This is a genomic window from Flavobacterium johnsoniae UW101, assembly GCF_000016645.1.
GTDB classification, from domain to species: domain Bacteria; phylum Bacteroidota; class Bacteroidia; order Flavobacteriales; family Flavobacteriaceae; genus Flavobacterium; species Flavobacterium johnsoniae.
On the sequence record NC_009441.1, the window covers coordinates 489,303 to 506,270 of the forward strand.

Sequence of the window (16,968 nt, forward strand, 5' to 3'; positions counted from 1 at the left end):
TCATGCTTAAAAACTGGATCAACATATTTATTTATCACATCAAAAACAATAAGCTTTTTACAGCTTTAAATGTTTTAGGTTTGAGTATTGGAATCGCAGGTTTAATTTTTGCGATTTTATATTGGAACGACGAACAAAGTTACGATCAATGGAACCCTAATAAAGACAATATCTTTTTAGTCGCCAACCAAATGGACGCGACTACATACTGGGCATCAAGTTCGGCACCAATAGGACCTGCCATAAAAGAGATAAATCCTGAAGTAGCATCTTACTGCTATTTGAGTGGTGATTACGACAATGAAATCATTCGTTTTAATAACAAAAAAGTACAGTCAGATAAAATAATTGCAGCGCAAAAAAATTTCTTTGAGTATTTCCCTTATTCATTTATCGAAGGAAATTCAAAAACCGCATTACCAGATATAAACAGTATTTGTTTATCTCAAGATTTGGCGGCTCAGCTTTTTGGAAACGAAACTGCTTTGGGAAAACAAGTTGTGCTGAAAGGTAAAAACCTAATCGTAACAGGTGTTTACAAACTCGATAAAAAATCAGCTTATAACCCGTCCTGCGTGGTTAACTTTATGGATGAACGATTAAAAGGAAACGCTCAGGCCTGGGGTGATTTTCAATTTGTGCTGTTATTAAAACTAAAAAATCCGAGTGAGCAAAAACGAGTGACTCAAAATCTTCAAAAAATATATTTTGAGAATATGACATCTCGTTATGCTAAAAATCAAGGTATTTCACCAGAAGAATTTATTAAGAAATATGGCGAAGTAAAACCATGTTTAGAATCGTTGTCGTCTATTCGCCTTCATACCAAAACCGGCGGTTTGGCAGAACCTAAAGGTAATTATCAATTTCTGCTTATCATGGTTGGGTTATCGGTTTTAATTCTAATCTTATCAATTGTAAATTATGTCAATTCGGCTACGGCAAATGCTGTAAAAAGAGCCAAAGAAGTTGGAGTGCGCAAAATTATCGGCGCTTCAAAAACAGCTATTGTCAAACAATTTATTTTTGAAACCGCAGTAATCGCTTTGCTTTCCATTTTAATATCGCTAGTTATTGTAGAACTTTCTCTGCCTTATTACAATGCTTTTTTAGAAAAATCTCTTGCATTGCAAAGCAGTCAGTTTTATTTACAGCTTGTCGTTATATTCGTTATTACTGTAATACTGGCAGGGATATTTCCGGCTGTTTATGTTTCTAATTTTGAATCGCTAAAAGTATTGAAGGGGAATTTTGGCAGAAGCAAAAGCGGTGTCTGGCTTAGAAACGGTATGCTTATTTTTCAATTTGCAGTAGCTGCCTTCTTTATTGTTGGATCTTATGTTGTATACGAACAAATAGATCTTATGAACTCGAAAGATTTGGGTTTTAACGGCAAACAGATTCTTAATATTTCATACCGAAATATCTATGGCGAAGGAATAACTAATAAAGACCGTTTTGAACGATACACTATTATTAAAAACCAATTGCAGCATATAAAAGGAGTTCAGCAGGTTTCGAGCGCTGGTTTTGTTTTAGGAAATGGAGCAAGATCTGTAATTTCTTATCACTATAAAGATCTAAATATTGACGGCAGTAATATGCCAATCGATTTTGGACTGCTGGAAATGATGAAAATTAAAATTGTAAAAGGACGTTCTTTCAATCCAGAATTTGCTCAGGATACCATTTCTTCAATGTTAATTAATGAAACAGCTCTAAAATTATTAAATGAAAAAGATCCGATAGGCAAAAAAGTACACTGGAACGGACTAGATGCCATTATTGTTGGAGTTGTAAAAGATTTTAATGTAGGTAACCCTGGAGAACCAATTCCTCCAATGTCATTTTTTCATTTTAAAACTGTGCCTTGGTTTACAGCAAACTTAAATAATATTTACATCACTGCCGATCCTAAAACTATGCAGCAAACTATAGCTGGTATAGAAAATCTTTGGATCAAAAAAGTAGATCCGGATTATCCATTTGTATACGATTTTGTTGATAAACAATACAAAAGATCATTCAGCAGTTATGTAAAACAAAAAAATCTTTTTTCTTTATTGAATATCATTGTTATCACAATTGCGCTTTTAGGATTATTTGCTCTTGCATCTTATTCTATAGAAAGACGAATGAAAGAAATCGCAATTCGAAAAACACTGGGTGCAGAAACCAATGTATTACTAAAGGAACTCTGTAAACAATATATTCTTTTTAGCGTAGTTGGTTTTTTAATTGCTTTATTTCCCGCTTATTATCTGCTAAATAAATGGCTTGAAAATTTCTCGTACAGAATTACCATTTCTATTTATCCGTTTTTAATTGGATTTACAGCTTTGTTGATTTTGACTTTATTGGTAGTTCTTTCCAGAGCGTATCAGGCAACTAAAGTTGATGTTTTGAAATATCTTAAATATGAATAATCATTACAGCTTTTGATTTTTCAACAAACTAACTTCCCAAAAAACTATGATACTAAACTATATCAATATATTTATTTACCAGTTAAAACACAATAAACTATTTTCTACATTAAATATTTTAGGATTATCAATAGGAATTGCAGGGCTTATTTTTGCCCTGCTCTATTGGAACGACGAACATAGTTACAATAAATGGAATCCTGAAAAAGATAATGTTTATCAGGTTTTGGTTCAATTAAGTGATATGCCCGCCGTGGCTGAAAATTCAGTTCGGTTAAAAGCATATTTAGAAAATGATCCTAATGTTGAAAATATTGTTTATGCTGATAATTGGTATAAAAAAGACAAAATCACTTATAAAGGAAAAAAAGAGACGGTAAATAAAATTATCAATGTCGAAAGTGATTTCTTTTCTATTTTTCCTTTTAAAATAATTCATGGCAATGCCGCTTCAGCACTAAAAGATGGTTCGAGTATTGCAATTTCTGAAGACATTTCAAAAAGAGTATTTGGTAATGAAAACCCAATTGGAAAACAAATCAATTGCCTTTCTGCGATGTTTACAGTTCGTGCTGTTTATCGAGTTCCTGATAATTCTTCAATTATGCCTAACGTGGTTGTCAATAACATGAAGGATTTAGTTGATATTAATAAAAACCGAGGTCTTTTTGTTTTAAAAATTCTTTTAAAAATTAAAGATCCTTCGAAAATTGATGTGACTAAAAGAATGTTAGAAAAGGTTTATTATGATGAAATCATTGTAAAAAGTTCAAAAGAAGCGGGAATGACACCTGCCGAAATGGAAAAAAAGATTGGTCATTTTAAAATTTTTCTAGAGCCGCTTTCTGATGCAAGACTACATTCTATCGCTGACGGCTATCCAGAAGGAAGGGGAAATTACCAGTTTCTATGGATAATGGCAGGATTATCTGTCCTTATTCTTATTTTATCAATAGTGAATTACATTAACATGGCAACCGCAAATGCCATTAAACGAGCCAAAGAAGTTGGAGTTAGAAAAATTCTTGGAGCATCAAAAAAAGATATTGTGCTACAATTTATTTTTGAAACAGTTCTAATTTGCAGTTTCTCTATTTTGCTGGCTTTGGTAATTGTAGAACTTACTCTGCCTTATTACAATAATTTTCTGGATAAGAATTTAATGATCATTGGCAGTCAGTTTTATCTGCAATTGATTCTTATTTTTATTCTCACAATCTTAACCGCTGGTATATTCCCGGCACTTTATGTCTCTAATTTTGAAACTATAAAAGTATTAAAAGGCAATTTTGAAAGAAGTAAAAATGGTATTTGGCTTCGCAACGGAATGTTGATTTTTCAATTTGCAATTGCGGCCTTCTTTATTATTGGCTCCAATATCGTCTATGAACAAATACAATATTTAACTAACAAAGATTTGGGTTTTAAAGGCAGTCAGGTATTAGCCGTTTCATTAAATTTTCCGCCATCTTATTATGAAGGAGATGAAATTGGTAAAAAGATTTTCAGCCGATACACTGCCATCAAAGAAGAACTATCTAAGATAAAAGGTGTTGATAAAGTTTCTACGGGTTTAGTTTCCTTTGACGGAAATGATACTTCTTTAGCGCCAATTTGGTATAAAGACGAACTTTTTAAACAAAAAGCAATTGGATTAGATTATGGAATGCTGGATTTAATGAAAATAAAAATAATAAAAGGAAGAGATTTCGATAAAAAAATAGCTTCTGATACTACGAGTTCTGTTTTAATAAATGAGACAGCCTTAAAACTGATGAATATTAAAGATCCCATTAATACTGAAATTAGAATTGGTAATCAGCCCATGAAAATCATTGGTATTGTTAAGGATTTCAATTTGCTAAGTCCTGAATCTGCCGTTTTGCCAATGACTTTTTATCATATCAAAAGTTTGGATATGGCGGGAGAAATCAATACGGTTTATATAAAATTAAAATCAGATAATATCCAAAATACGATTTCTTCTATTGAGGATTTCTGGAAAACAAAAGTAGATACTGAATATCCTTTTCAATATGATTTTGTAGACAAGCAATATGCAAGAACTTATGAAACTTACACCAAGCAAAAGAATTTGTTTTCACTGCTTAATATTGTAGTAATTCTAATTGCACTATTTGGTTTATTTTCTCTTGCATCATATTCTATACAAAGACGAATGAAAGAAATTGCGATTAGAAAAACACTGGGAGCCGAAACGAATACTTTGCTTAAAGAATTATCTAAACAGTATGTCTTTTACTGCATAATTGGATTTTTAACTGCATTGTTTCCCGTTTATTATTTTCTAAAAAAATGGCTTGACAACTTTGCATTCAGAATTGAGATAAGCGTATTTCCGTTTATTCTTGGGTTTACAATTTTAATGGTTCTGACTTTATTAATTGTGTTGTCAAGAGCTTATGCAGCAGCCAAAACGGATGTTTTGAAATACTTAAAATATGAGTAAAAAGTTCATTTAATTATTTTATAAAAGACATTAATTCAGATTTAAAACCAAAAAAGACTCCAATAAATCATTGGAGTCTTTTTTATATTGATAATTTGAACTTTTTACCAAGGACTTACCCCTGTTTCATCTTCAATATCATTACTGAAAAATTGTCCCGTTGGTCCGTTTTCATCAGTTAATGTATGTTTGATAATAAAAGATGCTGCACTTTCTACAGTTCCGGGACCGCTATAATGATTGAAGTCTGTTGCCGTGTAACCCGGATCAATTGCATTTACTTTAAAAGATAAATCTTTTAGTTCATAAGCCAGTACAATGGTATATGCATTTAATGCTGTTTTTGAAGTTCCGTAAGCCGCTGATTTAAAATCGTAATATTTCCATGATGCATCACTATGCAGAGTTAAAGAACCAAGTCCGGAAGTTATATTACTAATTCTCGGACTGTCTGATTTTTTAAGTAATTCCAAAAAAGCCTGAGTAACGCTTATAACACCAAAAAAGTTAGTTTCAAATACATTTTTAATGTCTTTAACACTGGTGTCTGAAGCAGTTTGAGGAAACTGGCCGCCGCTTATTCCTGCATTGTTGATTAGGATATCTAATTTTCCCTGCTCGTTTTCTACAATCTTTTTTGCTGCTAAAATTGAATCCGGATTGGTAACATCAATTTGAATCGCTTTGATATTTTGAAAACCATCTTTGTTTAATTCTTTTACAATTTCGTTTCCTTTTTCAAGATCGCGGCTTCCTAAATACACAAACAATCCCTGTTTTGAAAGCTGTTTTGTTATTTCTAATCCTATGCTTCTATTTGCTCCTGTTATTAATACTGATTTCATTTTTAAATTGTTTTAAAATTATAATACAAAGTTGGTTACTTTAAAAATGGAATCATTTGCCATTTGGCAAAAAGCAATTTAACGAATGTTTTTTCTAATTCTACTTAAAGACGATTGTGTAATTCCTAAATAAGATGCCACATAAGATAACGGAATGCGATTGATAACGTTGGGATAGATTTTTAAAAACATTAAATAACGCGTAGTAGCATCTTCTGAAACCAGCGGACTTCTTCTTTCTACTTTTTGTCTCAATGCTTTCGAAATAATTCTGTGTACAATGGCATCCCAGCCAATTATTGTTTCTAAAAGTTCTTTCCAGTCTTTTTTAGAAAAAACCAGCAATTTACAATCTGTTATCGCCTGCACATAAGCATTGGAACAAATATCATTATCGAAACTTTCCATATCAACAACCAGATTATTTTCGTCGATAAAATATTTAGTAATTTCCTCGCCTTTGTTATTGTAGTAACAAACACGGGTAATTCCTTCTAAAACAAAACCAACCTGCTGGGCAATTTTTCCGGCTTCTGAAAAATATTCATCTTTCTGAAGTTCCAATACAGTTGTTTTACTTGCAATTAAATCCAGCTGATGCTGATTTAAAGTCCCAAATTGCAATATATAATCTATAAATTCTTTCATAGAGGCAAGTTAATCAAAGTTATTGGTGCAGAATTTGCCATTTGGCAAAAACGATTCAAAACATAAAAGTTATTTTCCCAATAAATTTTCGGTACTGGTTAAAAAATCTTCCGTGGCTTTTTCAATATCAATATTCATTCTTTCGGCCAAAACCGTAAGCCACCAAATGGATTCTCCTAATTTATGTTTGAGTTCCTGTTCTGTGTTTCCTTTTGGCCATCTTCCCTGCTGCGACATTACGTTACGGCCAATTAAGCCGGCATCTGTCAAAAATGCCAATGCATCTTCTTCTATTGTCCATTCGCTTCCGTGATGCGATAATTCTAATTCGTGATAACGCTTTCTTATTTCTAAAGAACGTTCTTTGAGCTGTTCAAAATTTATTGATGCCATAATTTAATTTTTATTGAATTGTTCCTGAAATGCGATTGGACTTAAATTTGTTTTTTTCTTGAATAATTTATTGAAAGACTGCGGATGTTCAAAACCTAATTTATAGGCAATCTCAGACATTGAAAAAGTTCCTTTCATGATATAATCTTTTGCTTTTTCTATCAATTTATCATGAATAAACTGCTGTGTATTTTGTCCCGAAAGATTCCGAAGCAGATCGCTTAAATATCTGGCAGACAAACCTAATTCATCGGCCACAAACTGAACGGTTGGCAAACCATTTTCAAGTGTTTTTTCGTTATTAAAATAATCTTCCAGTAAAATTTCCAGTTTTGAAAGCACATCATTGTTAACTGCTTTTCGGGTAATAAACTGCCTGTTATAAAACCGATTGCTGTAGTTAAGTAAAAGTTCGATCTGCGAGATAAGAACGTCCTGACTAAAAGTATCAATGCGTTCTTTTAATTCATTTTGAATATTAGCAAAAACCCCTAAAATAGTTTCTTTTTCATTTTCTGATAAATACAAAGCCTCCGATGCTGTATAAGAAAAGAATCCATACTTTTTAATATTAGCATTTAATGTATAAGGCCGAATAAAATCAGGATGAATATTTAATGACATGCCGCTGTAATCCGCCTCTTCTTCCTGCATTTTTAAAATTTGTCCCGGTGAAACAAATGACATGCCACCTTCCTCGAAATCATAAAAACCATGTCCATATCGAAGCTTTCCAGAAAAATGAGTTTTAAAAGAGATTTTATAAAAATCTAAAATAATTCCGTTTTCAAAATCTTTTGGGTCAAATACTGCTTCGCCATAATTCAAGATACTAATAAGCGGATGCATAGGTTTTGGCTGTCCCATCGCTTTATGAAGTTCTGATATCGAATGAAATATTTTAGGTTGATTTTTCATCTCACAAATTTATAAAATGTTCGACTGGCGCAATGTTCCAGCTCACAGTACTTTGATCAATCATGTTGTGTACGACAGAATCACTGAGTTCTGTCATTAATTTATGCATCGCATCTGTGCCTTCTGCAGCACTGTCCCAAACCAGCATATCGTAAACTATTCCTTTTTTCAATTCAAAAATGGTTCTGGAGCGAAATCCTTTTTGACGTTTTAAAAATTCGTCGATTTCCTTATTAGCTTCAATAAATTGCTGTGTTGTAAAACCGTTTAATTTAAAAGTCGTTAATTCTATTGCTTGATTTTTCATCTTATTTTAAATTAAAAAGTAAACATTGCTTTAATATTTTGAACCTGGGCTTCAGCACCATTTTTCAATCTTTCATTGTATAAAGCATTGGCATCATTTCCGGCAACATATCGCAATTGATTTTTATTATCTGTCGCTGCTTCATATATAATTTGAGCAACATCTTCTGCTTTTGTATAATTCTCTAATTGTTCGGCGCTGTAACCTTTACTAACTTCTGCGGTTAATTTTTCATACGCTTGGTGCTGACCTACTTCCATAGAGCGAATTGCAAAATCGGTTTTCATGCCGCCAGGAGCGACAACTTTAACCTGAATTCCAAATTGAGTTAATTCTGACGCCAGACTTTCTGAAAAACCATCGACACCAAATTTAGTTGCGCTGTAAATAGAACAAGTTGGAAATCCAATTAAACCAAAAGTAGAAGTAACATTTATAAAAGTACCGCTTTTTTTCTCACGAAAATGCGGTGTAAAAGCTTTTGAAATTCTAATAACTCCAAATAGATTGGTAACAATCTGGCGTTCGATTTGAATTTCGCTTAAAGATTCTAAAGCACCAATCAACCCGTAACCGGCATTATTTAATACAACATCTACAGAATATTTTTCTGTAATGCTTTTTATTGTTTCTGTAATTTGTTCTGAATTTGTAACGTCAAGCGGTAATACAATTACGTTTTCTAATGAAGTTAATTCTGTTTCCTTTTCAGGATTTCGCATTGTGGCAATTACCTGCCAGCCTTTGCTTTGAAATAATTTTGCTGTTGATTTTCCTAAACCAGTTGAAGCTCCTGTAATAAAAATTGTCTTTTGCATTTTTAATTGTTTTAAAATTATAATGCAAAGATCAGCCGAAGCCTGAAGCTGTTTTTAGCCATTTTGGACAATTGATTAGCCAAAAAGACGATTAAGAAAATAATTTATTCTTTTGTGAGTCGGTCTAACTCTTTCAATAAAGTCGGCATTCTGAATTCACCCGCCATAATTTCAACTTTTTGAAAAGCTTCTTCCAAATCAATTCCTATAGAAGTTATGAATAATGGTTTTGCACTGTCTCCTCTCAGCAAAGCTTTTTTATCTTTTTCGATACTCGCAAAATTAGTTTTGGCTACACCAATAATAGGAATCTCATTATTTAGTTTTTCATATAAATGGCCGCCTAAACCGTATTTTTTATCATCATCTAAATACACAAATCCATCAACGATAATCGCTTCGATATTTTTTAAATCGATTTGATTTAACAAACTAAGAATACACGGAAGTTCTCTTTTATAGAATTCTCCCGGAATATATTCTGAAACATTATCTATTATCTCGGTATGAACTTTAAAGTTTTTATCTTCATTCCAATTCTCAAATTCAAGGCAGACTGTTTTTGCTTTATTATCAAAATAATATGTATCGAAGGCTAATATCATGTTTTTATTTAATCTTAAACTTTTAATGAACCGCGAAAACCTCTTGCGGCATAATACGAATCGGCACCATTATGATACACAAAAACAGTATCATAACGAAAATCTGAAAAAATCGCACCGCCAAGTTTTCTAATATTTACAGGAGTTAAAATCCAGCTTGAAGTTTTTGTATCAAATTTTCCAAGTTTTTGAAGGTTTCGATATTCTTCTTCATTCAAAATTTGAATTCCCATTTCCTGTGCCATATTTATGGCACTGTCTTTGGGCTTATTTTCTTTTCTTTTTTCTAATGCTTCGTGATCGTAACAAATACTTCTGCGGCCTTTTGGGCTTTCTGCAGCACAATCATAAAAGATATATTCATTTGTTTTTTCATCAAAACCTACAACATCCGGCTCGCCTTCAGTTCTTTCCATTTCGTCAAGAGACCAAAGTTTTTCAGGATTAGCTTTTAGTTTTAACAGAACTTTTTCCCACTCTATATTTTGATGACGATGTTTATTATTTTCGAAACGTTTTTCTAAAACATTCAATAATGATTCCTGTTGTTCTGATGACAATTTATTTGTTTGACTCATCTTTCTTTATTTTATGTTATCACAAATAATTTTAAAAACACGACTGCATCTTTTACTAATCATTAAGTCCTTTGCCGTCTAATATATTTGAAATATTCTTTTCTACTCTCGATTCTCTGGTTTTAGACTGTTTTGGCTGAGAAAAATGAAGTAAATAGACTCTTTGCCTTCCGGGAGTTAAAGCATAAAAAGCTTTTTGGAGATTTGGCATTTCATCCAGCTTCTTTTGGAATTCCTCAGCAACTTCAAATTCTGATGTTTTTTTCAACTCCACTTTCAAACCTGCTTTTTCAACTTCTACAGCCTGATAAATGTAAGTTTTTAAAACCGCTTTCAAATCAATTATTTCCTGAAGATTTGTAAATCGTATTTGACGTGCTGCCTGGACATTTTCAGATTGTAATCAAAATACTGTCAGTATCTTTTAACAAAGCTCCTTTGAAAAACAAAAAAGCACAATATTCTTTAAAAGAATGAATTAAAACAATATTTGCATTTTGAAAAGTATAACATGGAACTCCCCATTTTAATTCTTCAGTTAACTGACATTCAAGAGAAATTGTTCTCATTAAATTTAACTCTTGCTGCCATTTATCAGCTTTATCAAAAAAGAAATCAACTTTTGGGTTTTCTACACTTTTTGACATTTCATTTCACTTTAAATTAATATCCATACAGTTTTTATAATAAATAATACTTGATAGAATTTATATCCTACTTCAAATGTAGCAAATCTTAAAAAAAAGTGAAGATTATATTTTGAGAGTTTTTTAATTTTTCAATAACGAAATATTTCTTTATTGCTTGTTCTGTTTCATCGTCTAATTTCAGAAAACTATTAATAGCATCAATAAGCTGTTTCATATCATGAATGATTATGAAACAAATTTATCAATAATTAAAATGATTTTTAATGAACTTGAAATAATCAAACTATCGCAAAACGCAAAAACAACAAATATTGACTTTTCAAATGCTAAATTAAAAAAGGTGATATTTCTTGTTCTAAATTCAAAAACAATAAAACTAAAGGAGAAAAACAATGTAAAACACAAAGAGAGTAATTGATCTTAGGAGAATATTTTCACAACAGCGATCGGCAACAAATCCAAAACATTTACAAAAACAAAAAAATCCTCATCAAGTAAATGATGAGGATTCTTAAAAGAAAGGCGACGACATACTCTCCCACAAAACTGCAGTACCATCTGCGCAGGCGGGCTTAACTTCTCTGTTCGGGATGGGAAGAGGTGAGCCCCGCCGCAATAACCACCTTAAGGTCATTCGCTGCTAGCAGCTTTTAATTATTAATTATCAATTATAAATTGTTAATTATCAATTAAACAATATTTTAACATACTGAGATAAAGAAAAGTAAGTTTTTGTTTTAGAAAGTTTCCTCCCGGGCCTTTCGGCCCGGGAAAAGGGTGTACATAAGCTTACGGATTATTAGTACTACTCGACTATGACATTACTGCCTTTACATCTATAGCCTATCAACGTGGTCATCTTCCACGATCCTTAAAAGAAATCTCATCTTGTGGTGGGTTTCGCGCTTATATGCTTTCAGCGCTTATCCCTTCCCAACGTAGCTACTCTGCGGTGCCCCTGGCGGGACAACAGATACACTAGAGGTTAGTCCAATTCGGTCCTCTCGTACTAGAATCAGATCCACTCAAATTTCTAACGCCCGCAGTAGATAGAGACCGAACTGTCTCACGACGTTCTGAACCCAGCTCGCGTGCCACTTTAATGGGCGAACAGCCCAACCCTTGGGACCTTCTCCAGCCCCAGGATGTGACGAGCCGACATCGAGGTGCCAAACCCCCCCGTCGATATGAGCTCTTGGGGGAGATCAGCCTGTTATCCCCGGCGTACCTTTTATCCTTTGAGCGATGGCCCTTCCATGCGGAACCACCGGATCACTATGCTCTACTTTCGTACCTGATCGACCTGTATGTCTCTCAGTCAAGCTCCCTTATGCCATTGCACTCTACGCACGGTTACCAAGCGTACTGAGGGAACCTTTAGAAGCCTCCGTTACTCTTTTGGAGGCGACCACCCCAGTCAAACTACCCACCAAGCACTGTCCCCCGCATAGCGGGGTTAGGCCTCAGATAAACAAAGGGTTGTATTTCAACAATGACTCCACAACGCCTGGCGACGCCGCTTCATAGTCTCCAACCTATCCTACACATCATTTATCCAAGGTCAATACTAAGCTATAGTAAAGGTGCACAGGGTCTTTTCGTCCCACCGCGGGTAAACGGCATCTTCACCGTTACTACAATTTCACCGAGCTCATGGCTGAGACAGTGTCCAGATCGTTACACCATTCGTGCAGGTCGGAACTTACCCGACAAGGAATTTCGCTACCTTAGGACCGTTATAGTTACGGCCGCCGTTTACTGGGGCTTCAATTCAATGCTTCTCCGAAGATAACATCTCCTCTTAACCTTCCAGCACCGGGCAGGTGTCAGGCCCTATACTTCATCTTACGATTTTGCAGAGCCCTGTGTTTTTGATAAACAGTCGCCTGGACCTCTTCACTGCGGCCCTGATTGCTCAGGGCGACCTTTCTCCCGAAGTTACAGGTCTATTTTGCCTAATTCCTTAGCCATGAATCTCTCGAGCACCTTAGGATTCTCTCCTCAACTACCTGTGTCGGTTTACGGTACTGGTACTAATTACCTGAAGTTTAGAGGTTTTTCTTGGAAGCCCTTAGGCGCACTATCTCTTTGTCCGAAGACTCCGAGTACTATCGTATTTCACCAGTTCCTGCGCATTTTACTACAGGACCTATAGCTAGGTACTTCAACGAACTATTCCGTCAGTTCGCGGCGCTTTCATCACTCCGTCACCCCATCACAGTAATTAGTAGTACGGGAATATTAACCCGTTAGCCATCGACTGTCCCTTTCGGGTTCGCCTTAGGACCAGACTAACCCACAGCTGATTAGCATAGCTGTGGAAACCTTAGTTTTTCGGTGTGCGGGTTTCTCGCCCGCATTATCGTTACTTATGCCTACATTTTCTTTTCTAACCAGTCCAGCCCTCCTTACGAAAAACCTTCAACCCTGTTAGAATGCTCCCCTACCACTTGCAATTACTTGCAAATCCATAGCTTCGGTAATATGCTTATGCCCGATTATTATCCATGCTCGTCCGCTCGACTAGTGAGCTGTTACGCACTCTTTAAATGAATGGCTGCTTCCAAGCCAACATCCTAGCTGTCTGGGCAGACAAACCTCGTTCTTTCAACTTAGCATATATTTGGGGACCTTAGCTGATGGTCTGGGTTCTTTCCCTCTCGGACTTGGACCTTAGCACCCAAGCCCTCACTGTTAGTGAACATTATACAGCATTCGGAGTTTGTCAGGAATTGGTAGGCGGTGAAGCCCCCGCATCCAATCAGTAGCTCTACCTCTGTATAACTTTATAACTAACGCTGCACCTAAATGCATTTCGGGGAGTACGAGCTATTTCCGAGTTTGATTGGCCTTTCACCCCTACCCACAGGTCATCCGAAGACTTTTCAACGTCAACCGGTTCGGTCCTCCACTGTGTGTTACCACAGCTTCAACCTGCCCATGGGTAGATCACACGGTTTCGCGTCTAACACTACTGACTAAAGCGCCCTATTCAGACTCGCTTTCGCTGCGGATCCATACCTGAAGTACTTATCCTTGCCAGCAGCGTTAACTCGTAGGCTCATTATGCAAAAGGCACGCCGTCACCCCACGAAAGGGCTCCGACCGCTTGTAAGCGTATGGTTTCAGGATCTATTTCACTCCGTTATTCACGGTTCTTTTCACCTTTCCCTCACGGTACTGGTTCACTATCGGTCTCTCAGGAGTATTTAGCCTTAGCGGATGGTCCCGCCGAATTCAGACAGGGTTTCACGTGCCCCGCCCTACTCAGGATACCACTATCTATTACATTTATTACCCATACGGGGCTATCACCCTCTTTGGCGTCACTTTCCAGTAACTTCCGGTTCTGCATGCATAAAATGTCGTGGTCCTACAACCCCAGCACTGCCGTAACAGCACTGGTTTGGGCTAATCCGCGTTCGCTCGCCACTACTTACGGAATCACTTTTGTTTTCTTCTCCTCCGCCTACTTAGATGTTTCAGTTCAGCGGGTTTGCCCACCTATCGGTGTGCTATATCTTCAATATAGCGGGTTGCCCCATTCGGATATCTGCGGATCAATCTGTGTGTGCCAGTCCCCGCAGCTTTTCGCAGCTTATCACGTCCTTCATCGCCTCTGAGAGCCTAGGCATTCCCCATACGCCCTTATTTTGCTTATTGTACCAATCTTGTTACTTAAAACAAGACCGTTTTTTTTGTTTTTTACAATAAAATTGTAAAAAACGCTTTCTACTTTCTTATTATTTTCTTATCTCAATATGTCAATGAACTTTATCTAGTCAAAAGTCAAAAGTCGTCAAGTGAATCACTTTGGACTTTATGACTTTAATCTTTATGACTAAAATCGTGGAGAATAACGGAGTCGAACCGTTGACCTCCTGCGTGCAAGGCAGGCGCTCTAGCCAGCTGAGCTAATCCCCCAATCTAATTATGAATTGTGAATTATGAATTAGGAATTATTTGTAATTCGTAATCTTTCAACTCTAGAATTTCCTTCTTTTTAAGCTTTTCAGTCTTTTTAATTATCAATTAACAAGTATTAATTGTCAATTCTTAAAAAGTAGTCCCGGGCAGACTCGAACTGCCGACCCCTACATTATCAGTGTAGTACTCTAACCAGCTGAGCTACGAGACTCTGTTTTACTTAATTTTTATCATTTTTTTTAAATTAACAGCAAGAGTAATACAATCTAAAATTCAAAACCTTTAAATTTCATCATTTTTCCTAAGCGTGCATTACTGCTAACACTCAGGCTCTAGAAAGGAGGTGTTCCAGCCGCACCTTCCGGTACGGCTACCTTGTTACGACTTAGCCCTAGTTACCAGTTTTACCCTAGGCAGCTCCTTGCGGTCACCGACTTCAGGCACCCCCAGCTTCCATGGCTTGACGGGCGGTGTGTACAAGGCCCGGGAACGTATTCACCGGATCATGGCTGATATCCGATTACTAGCGATTCCAGCTTCACGGAGTCGAGTTGCAGACTCCGATCCGAACTGTGACCGGCTTTATAGATTCGCTCCTGGTCACCCAGTGGCTGCTCTCTGTACCGGCCATTGTAGCACGTGTGTAGCCCAAGGCGTAAGGGCCGTGATGATTTGACGTCATCCCCACCTTCCTCACAGTTTGCACTGGCAGTCTTGTTAGAGTTCCCGACACTACTCGCTGGCAACTAACAACAGGGGTTGCGCTCGTTATAGGACTTAACCTGACACCTCACGGCACGAGCTGACGACAACCATGCAGCACCTTGTAAACTGTCTTGCGAAAGATCTGTTTCCAAATCGGTCAGTCTGCATTTAAGCCTTGGTAAGGTTCCTCGCGTATCATCGAATTAAACCACATGCTCCACCGCTTGTGCGGGCCCCCGTCAATTCCTTTGAGTTTCAAACTTGCGTTCGTACTCCCCAGGTGGGATACTTATCACTTTCGCTTAGCCACTGAACTTGCGCCCAACAGCTAGTATCCATCGTTTACGGCGTGGACTACCAGGGTATCTAATCCTGTTCGCTCCCCACGCTTTCGTCCATCAGCGTCAATAAACTGGTAGTAACCTGCCTTCGCAATTGGTATTCCATGTAATATCTAAGCATTTCACCGCTACACTACATATTCTAGTTACTTCCCAGTAATTCAAGTTCAGCAGTATCAATGGCCGTTCCACCGTTGAGCGATGGGCTTTCACCACTGACTTACTAAACCGCCTACGGACCCTTTAAACCCAATGATTCCGGATAACGCTTGGATCCTCCGTATTACCGCGGCTGCTGGCACGGAGTTAGCCGATCCTTATTCTTACGATACCGTCAAGCTCCTATACATAGGAGTGTTTCTTCTCGTACAAAAGCAGTTTACAATCCATAGGACCGTCATCCTGCACGCGGCATGGCTGGTTCAGACTTGCGTCCATTGACCAATATTCCTCACTGCTGCCTCCCGTAGGAGTCTGGTCCGTGTCTCAGTACCAGTGTGGGGGATCTCCCTCTCAGGACCCCTACCCATCGTGGCCTTGGTAAGCCGTTACCTTACCAACTAGCTAATGGGACGCATGCTCATCTTTCACCGTTGTGACTTTAATTATAAAGTGATGCCGCTCTATAATACTATGAGGTATTAATCCAAATTTCTCTGGGCTATCCCTCTGTGAAAGGCAGATTGCATACGCGTTACGCACCCGTGCGCCGGTCTCAAAGCCCGAAGACTTCTACCCCTCGACTTGCATGTGTTAAGCCTGCCGCTAGCGTTCATCCTGAGCCAGGATCAAACTCTTCATCGTATATTTTAATATTATATCTCGATGAATATCTATCGGTTTCTTTCCGAATCTTTCGATTCTATTACTCTTATTTCTTTTGTTCTAACATCTCTGTTAAAACGGCTGTCAATTCAATATGTCTACGAACGTAATTTCTTTGTATTCCGCTTGTCTCTCAAAGCGGGTGCAAAACTAAAACTTCTTTTTGTTTCTCGCAAGAAAAATTTAAAAAAATTTGAAACTTTTTTTTTCGTTTCTTTTTTTCTATTTTTTCTTCCAATCTTTCAATGAACTTCCGTGTTTTGCGGGGTGCAAATGTAAAAAGCATTTTCAAATCTCACAAGCTTTTTCGAATCTTTTTTTTTGAAAATTTCTTCTCTTTTAATTCTTATTCCTGTCAGTATTTCTGTGAACGTTTTTCGCTGTTGCGGGTGCAAAAGTACCACCTTTATTTACATTTACAAGCCTTTTCTTTATATAATTTCAATCTTTTTTCGCTTTATTTCTTAACTATCTCATAACAGCCTCTTTACATTTTCAACTTTTTTGAATAT

The 16,968-nt window shown here is 36.6% G+C and carries 11 protein-coding genes, 2 tRNA genes, 3 rRNA genes and 1 pseudogene; 3 read left to right on the forward strand and 14 right to left on the reverse strand.

Going from position 1 to position 16,968, the window contains the following annotated elements; genetic code table 11:
* Positions 1-2: 2 nt before the first annotated feature.
* Together FJOH_RS02460 and FJOH_RS02465 are read left to right on the forward strand one after the other, a co-directional pair.
* Entirely contained in the window at positions 3-2,426 is a 2,424-nt protein-coding gene (locus FJOH_RS02460; protein ID WP_012022564.1) for an ABC transporter permease, read from the forward strand.
* A 46-nt stretch (positions 2,427-2,472) separates the two neighbouring features.
* On the forward strand, positions 2,473-4,896 hold the full coding sequence (locus FJOH_RS02465) for an ABC transporter permease (RefSeq protein WP_012022565.1): 2,424 nt from the start codon (positions 2,473-2,475) through the stop codon (positions 4,894-4,896).
* 104 nt (positions 4,897-5,000) lie between these two features.
* Here FJOH_RS02465 and FJOH_RS02470 read toward each other — a convergent pair whose 3' ends face one another.
* The 9 genes and pseudogenes from FJOH_RS02470 to FJOH_RS02510 all read right to left on the reverse strand — a co-directional run bounded on the left by FJOH_RS02470 (position 5,001) and on the right by FJOH_RS02510 (position 10,655).
* The gene (locus tag FJOH_RS02470) at positions 5,001-5,741 is read right to left on the reverse strand and encodes an SDR family oxidoreductase (RefSeq protein ID WP_012022566.1); all 741 of its coding nucleotides are present in this window, start codon (positions 5,739-5,741) and stop codon (positions 5,001-5,003) included.
* 78 nt (positions 5,742-5,819) lie between these two features.
* Positions 5,820-6,389: a Crp/Fnr family transcriptional regulator gene (locus FJOH_RS02475; RefSeq protein WP_012022567.1), complete on the reverse strand. Its 570-nt coding sequence runs from the start codon at positions 6,387-6,389 to the stop codon at positions 5,820-5,822.
* Between the two features lie 69 nt (positions 6,390-6,458).
* A complete protein-coding gene (locus FJOH_RS02480; protein ID WP_012022568.1) occupies positions 6,459-6,782 on the reverse strand; it encodes a MazG-like protein in 324 nt (107 codons plus the stop codon).
* 3 nt (positions 6,783-6,785) lie between these two features.
* Entirely contained in the window at positions 6,786-7,700 is a 915-nt protein-coding gene (locus tag FJOH_RS02485) for a helix-turn-helix domain-containing protein (RefSeq protein WP_012022569.1), read from the reverse strand.
* 1 nt (position 7,701) lies between these two features.
* Positions 7,702-8,007 carry a hypothetical protein gene (locus FJOH_RS02490; RefSeq protein WP_012022570.1) on the reverse strand — a complete coding sequence of 102 codons (306 nt, stop codon included), beginning with the start codon at positions 8,005-8,007 and terminating at the stop codon, positions 7,702-7,704.
* 11 nt (positions 8,008-8,018) lie between these two features.
* On the reverse strand, positions 8,019-8,825 hold the full coding sequence (locus FJOH_RS02495) for an SDR family oxidoreductase (protein WP_012022571.1): 807 nt from the start codon (positions 8,823-8,825) through the stop codon (positions 8,019-8,021).
* Positions 8,826-8,929: 104 nt separating this feature from the next.
* Complete coding sequence (locus FJOH_RS02500) at positions 8,930-9,430, reverse strand: endonuclease V (RefSeq protein ID WP_012022572.1); 501 nt, start codon at positions 9,428-9,430, stop codon at positions 8,930-8,932.
* A gap of 14 nt (positions 9,431-9,444) precedes the next feature.
* Entirely contained in the window at positions 9,445-10,008 is a 564-nt protein-coding gene (locus FJOH_RS02505; protein ID WP_012022573.1) for a DUF4256 domain-containing protein, read from the reverse strand.
* A gap of 55 nt (positions 10,009-10,063) precedes the next feature.
* Positions 10,064-10,655, reverse strand: a pseudogene (locus FJOH_RS02510) (YdeI/OmpD-associated family protein).
* A 220-nt stretch (positions 10,656-10,875) separates the two neighbouring features.
* Between FJOH_RS02510 and FJOH_RS02515 the strand changes: the two are divergent.
* A complete protein-coding gene (locus tag FJOH_RS02515; protein ID WP_044047419.1) occupies positions 10,876-11,076 on the forward strand; it encodes a hypothetical protein in 201 nt (66 codons plus the stop codon).
* 99 nt (positions 11,077-11,175) lie between these two features.
* Here FJOH_RS02515 and rrf read toward each other — a convergent pair.
* From rrf to FJOH_RS02540, 5 genes are all read right to left on the reverse strand, one after another.
* Positions 11,176-11,285: ribosomal RNA gene (gene rrf, locus FJOH_RS02520) — 5S ribosomal RNA — on the reverse strand.
* 152 nt (positions 11,286-11,437) lie between these two features.
* Positions 11,438-14,321: ribosomal RNA gene (locus tag FJOH_RS02525) — 23S ribosomal RNA — on the reverse strand.
* A gap of 187 nt (positions 14,322-14,508) precedes the next feature.
* Positions 14,509-14,582, reverse strand: a tRNA-Ala gene (locus FJOH_RS02530).
* A 140-nt stretch (positions 14,583-14,722) separates the two neighbouring features.
* A tRNA-Ile gene (locus FJOH_RS02535) sits at positions 14,723-14,796 on the reverse strand.
* Between the two features lie 125 nt (positions 14,797-14,921).
* Positions 14,922-16,435 (reverse strand): 16S ribosomal RNA (locus FJOH_RS02540).
* Together the 16S, 23S and 5S rRNA genes with 2 tRNA genes alongside form the textbook arrangement of a ribosomal RNA operon.
* Positions 16,436-16,968: the final 533 nt, after the last annotated feature.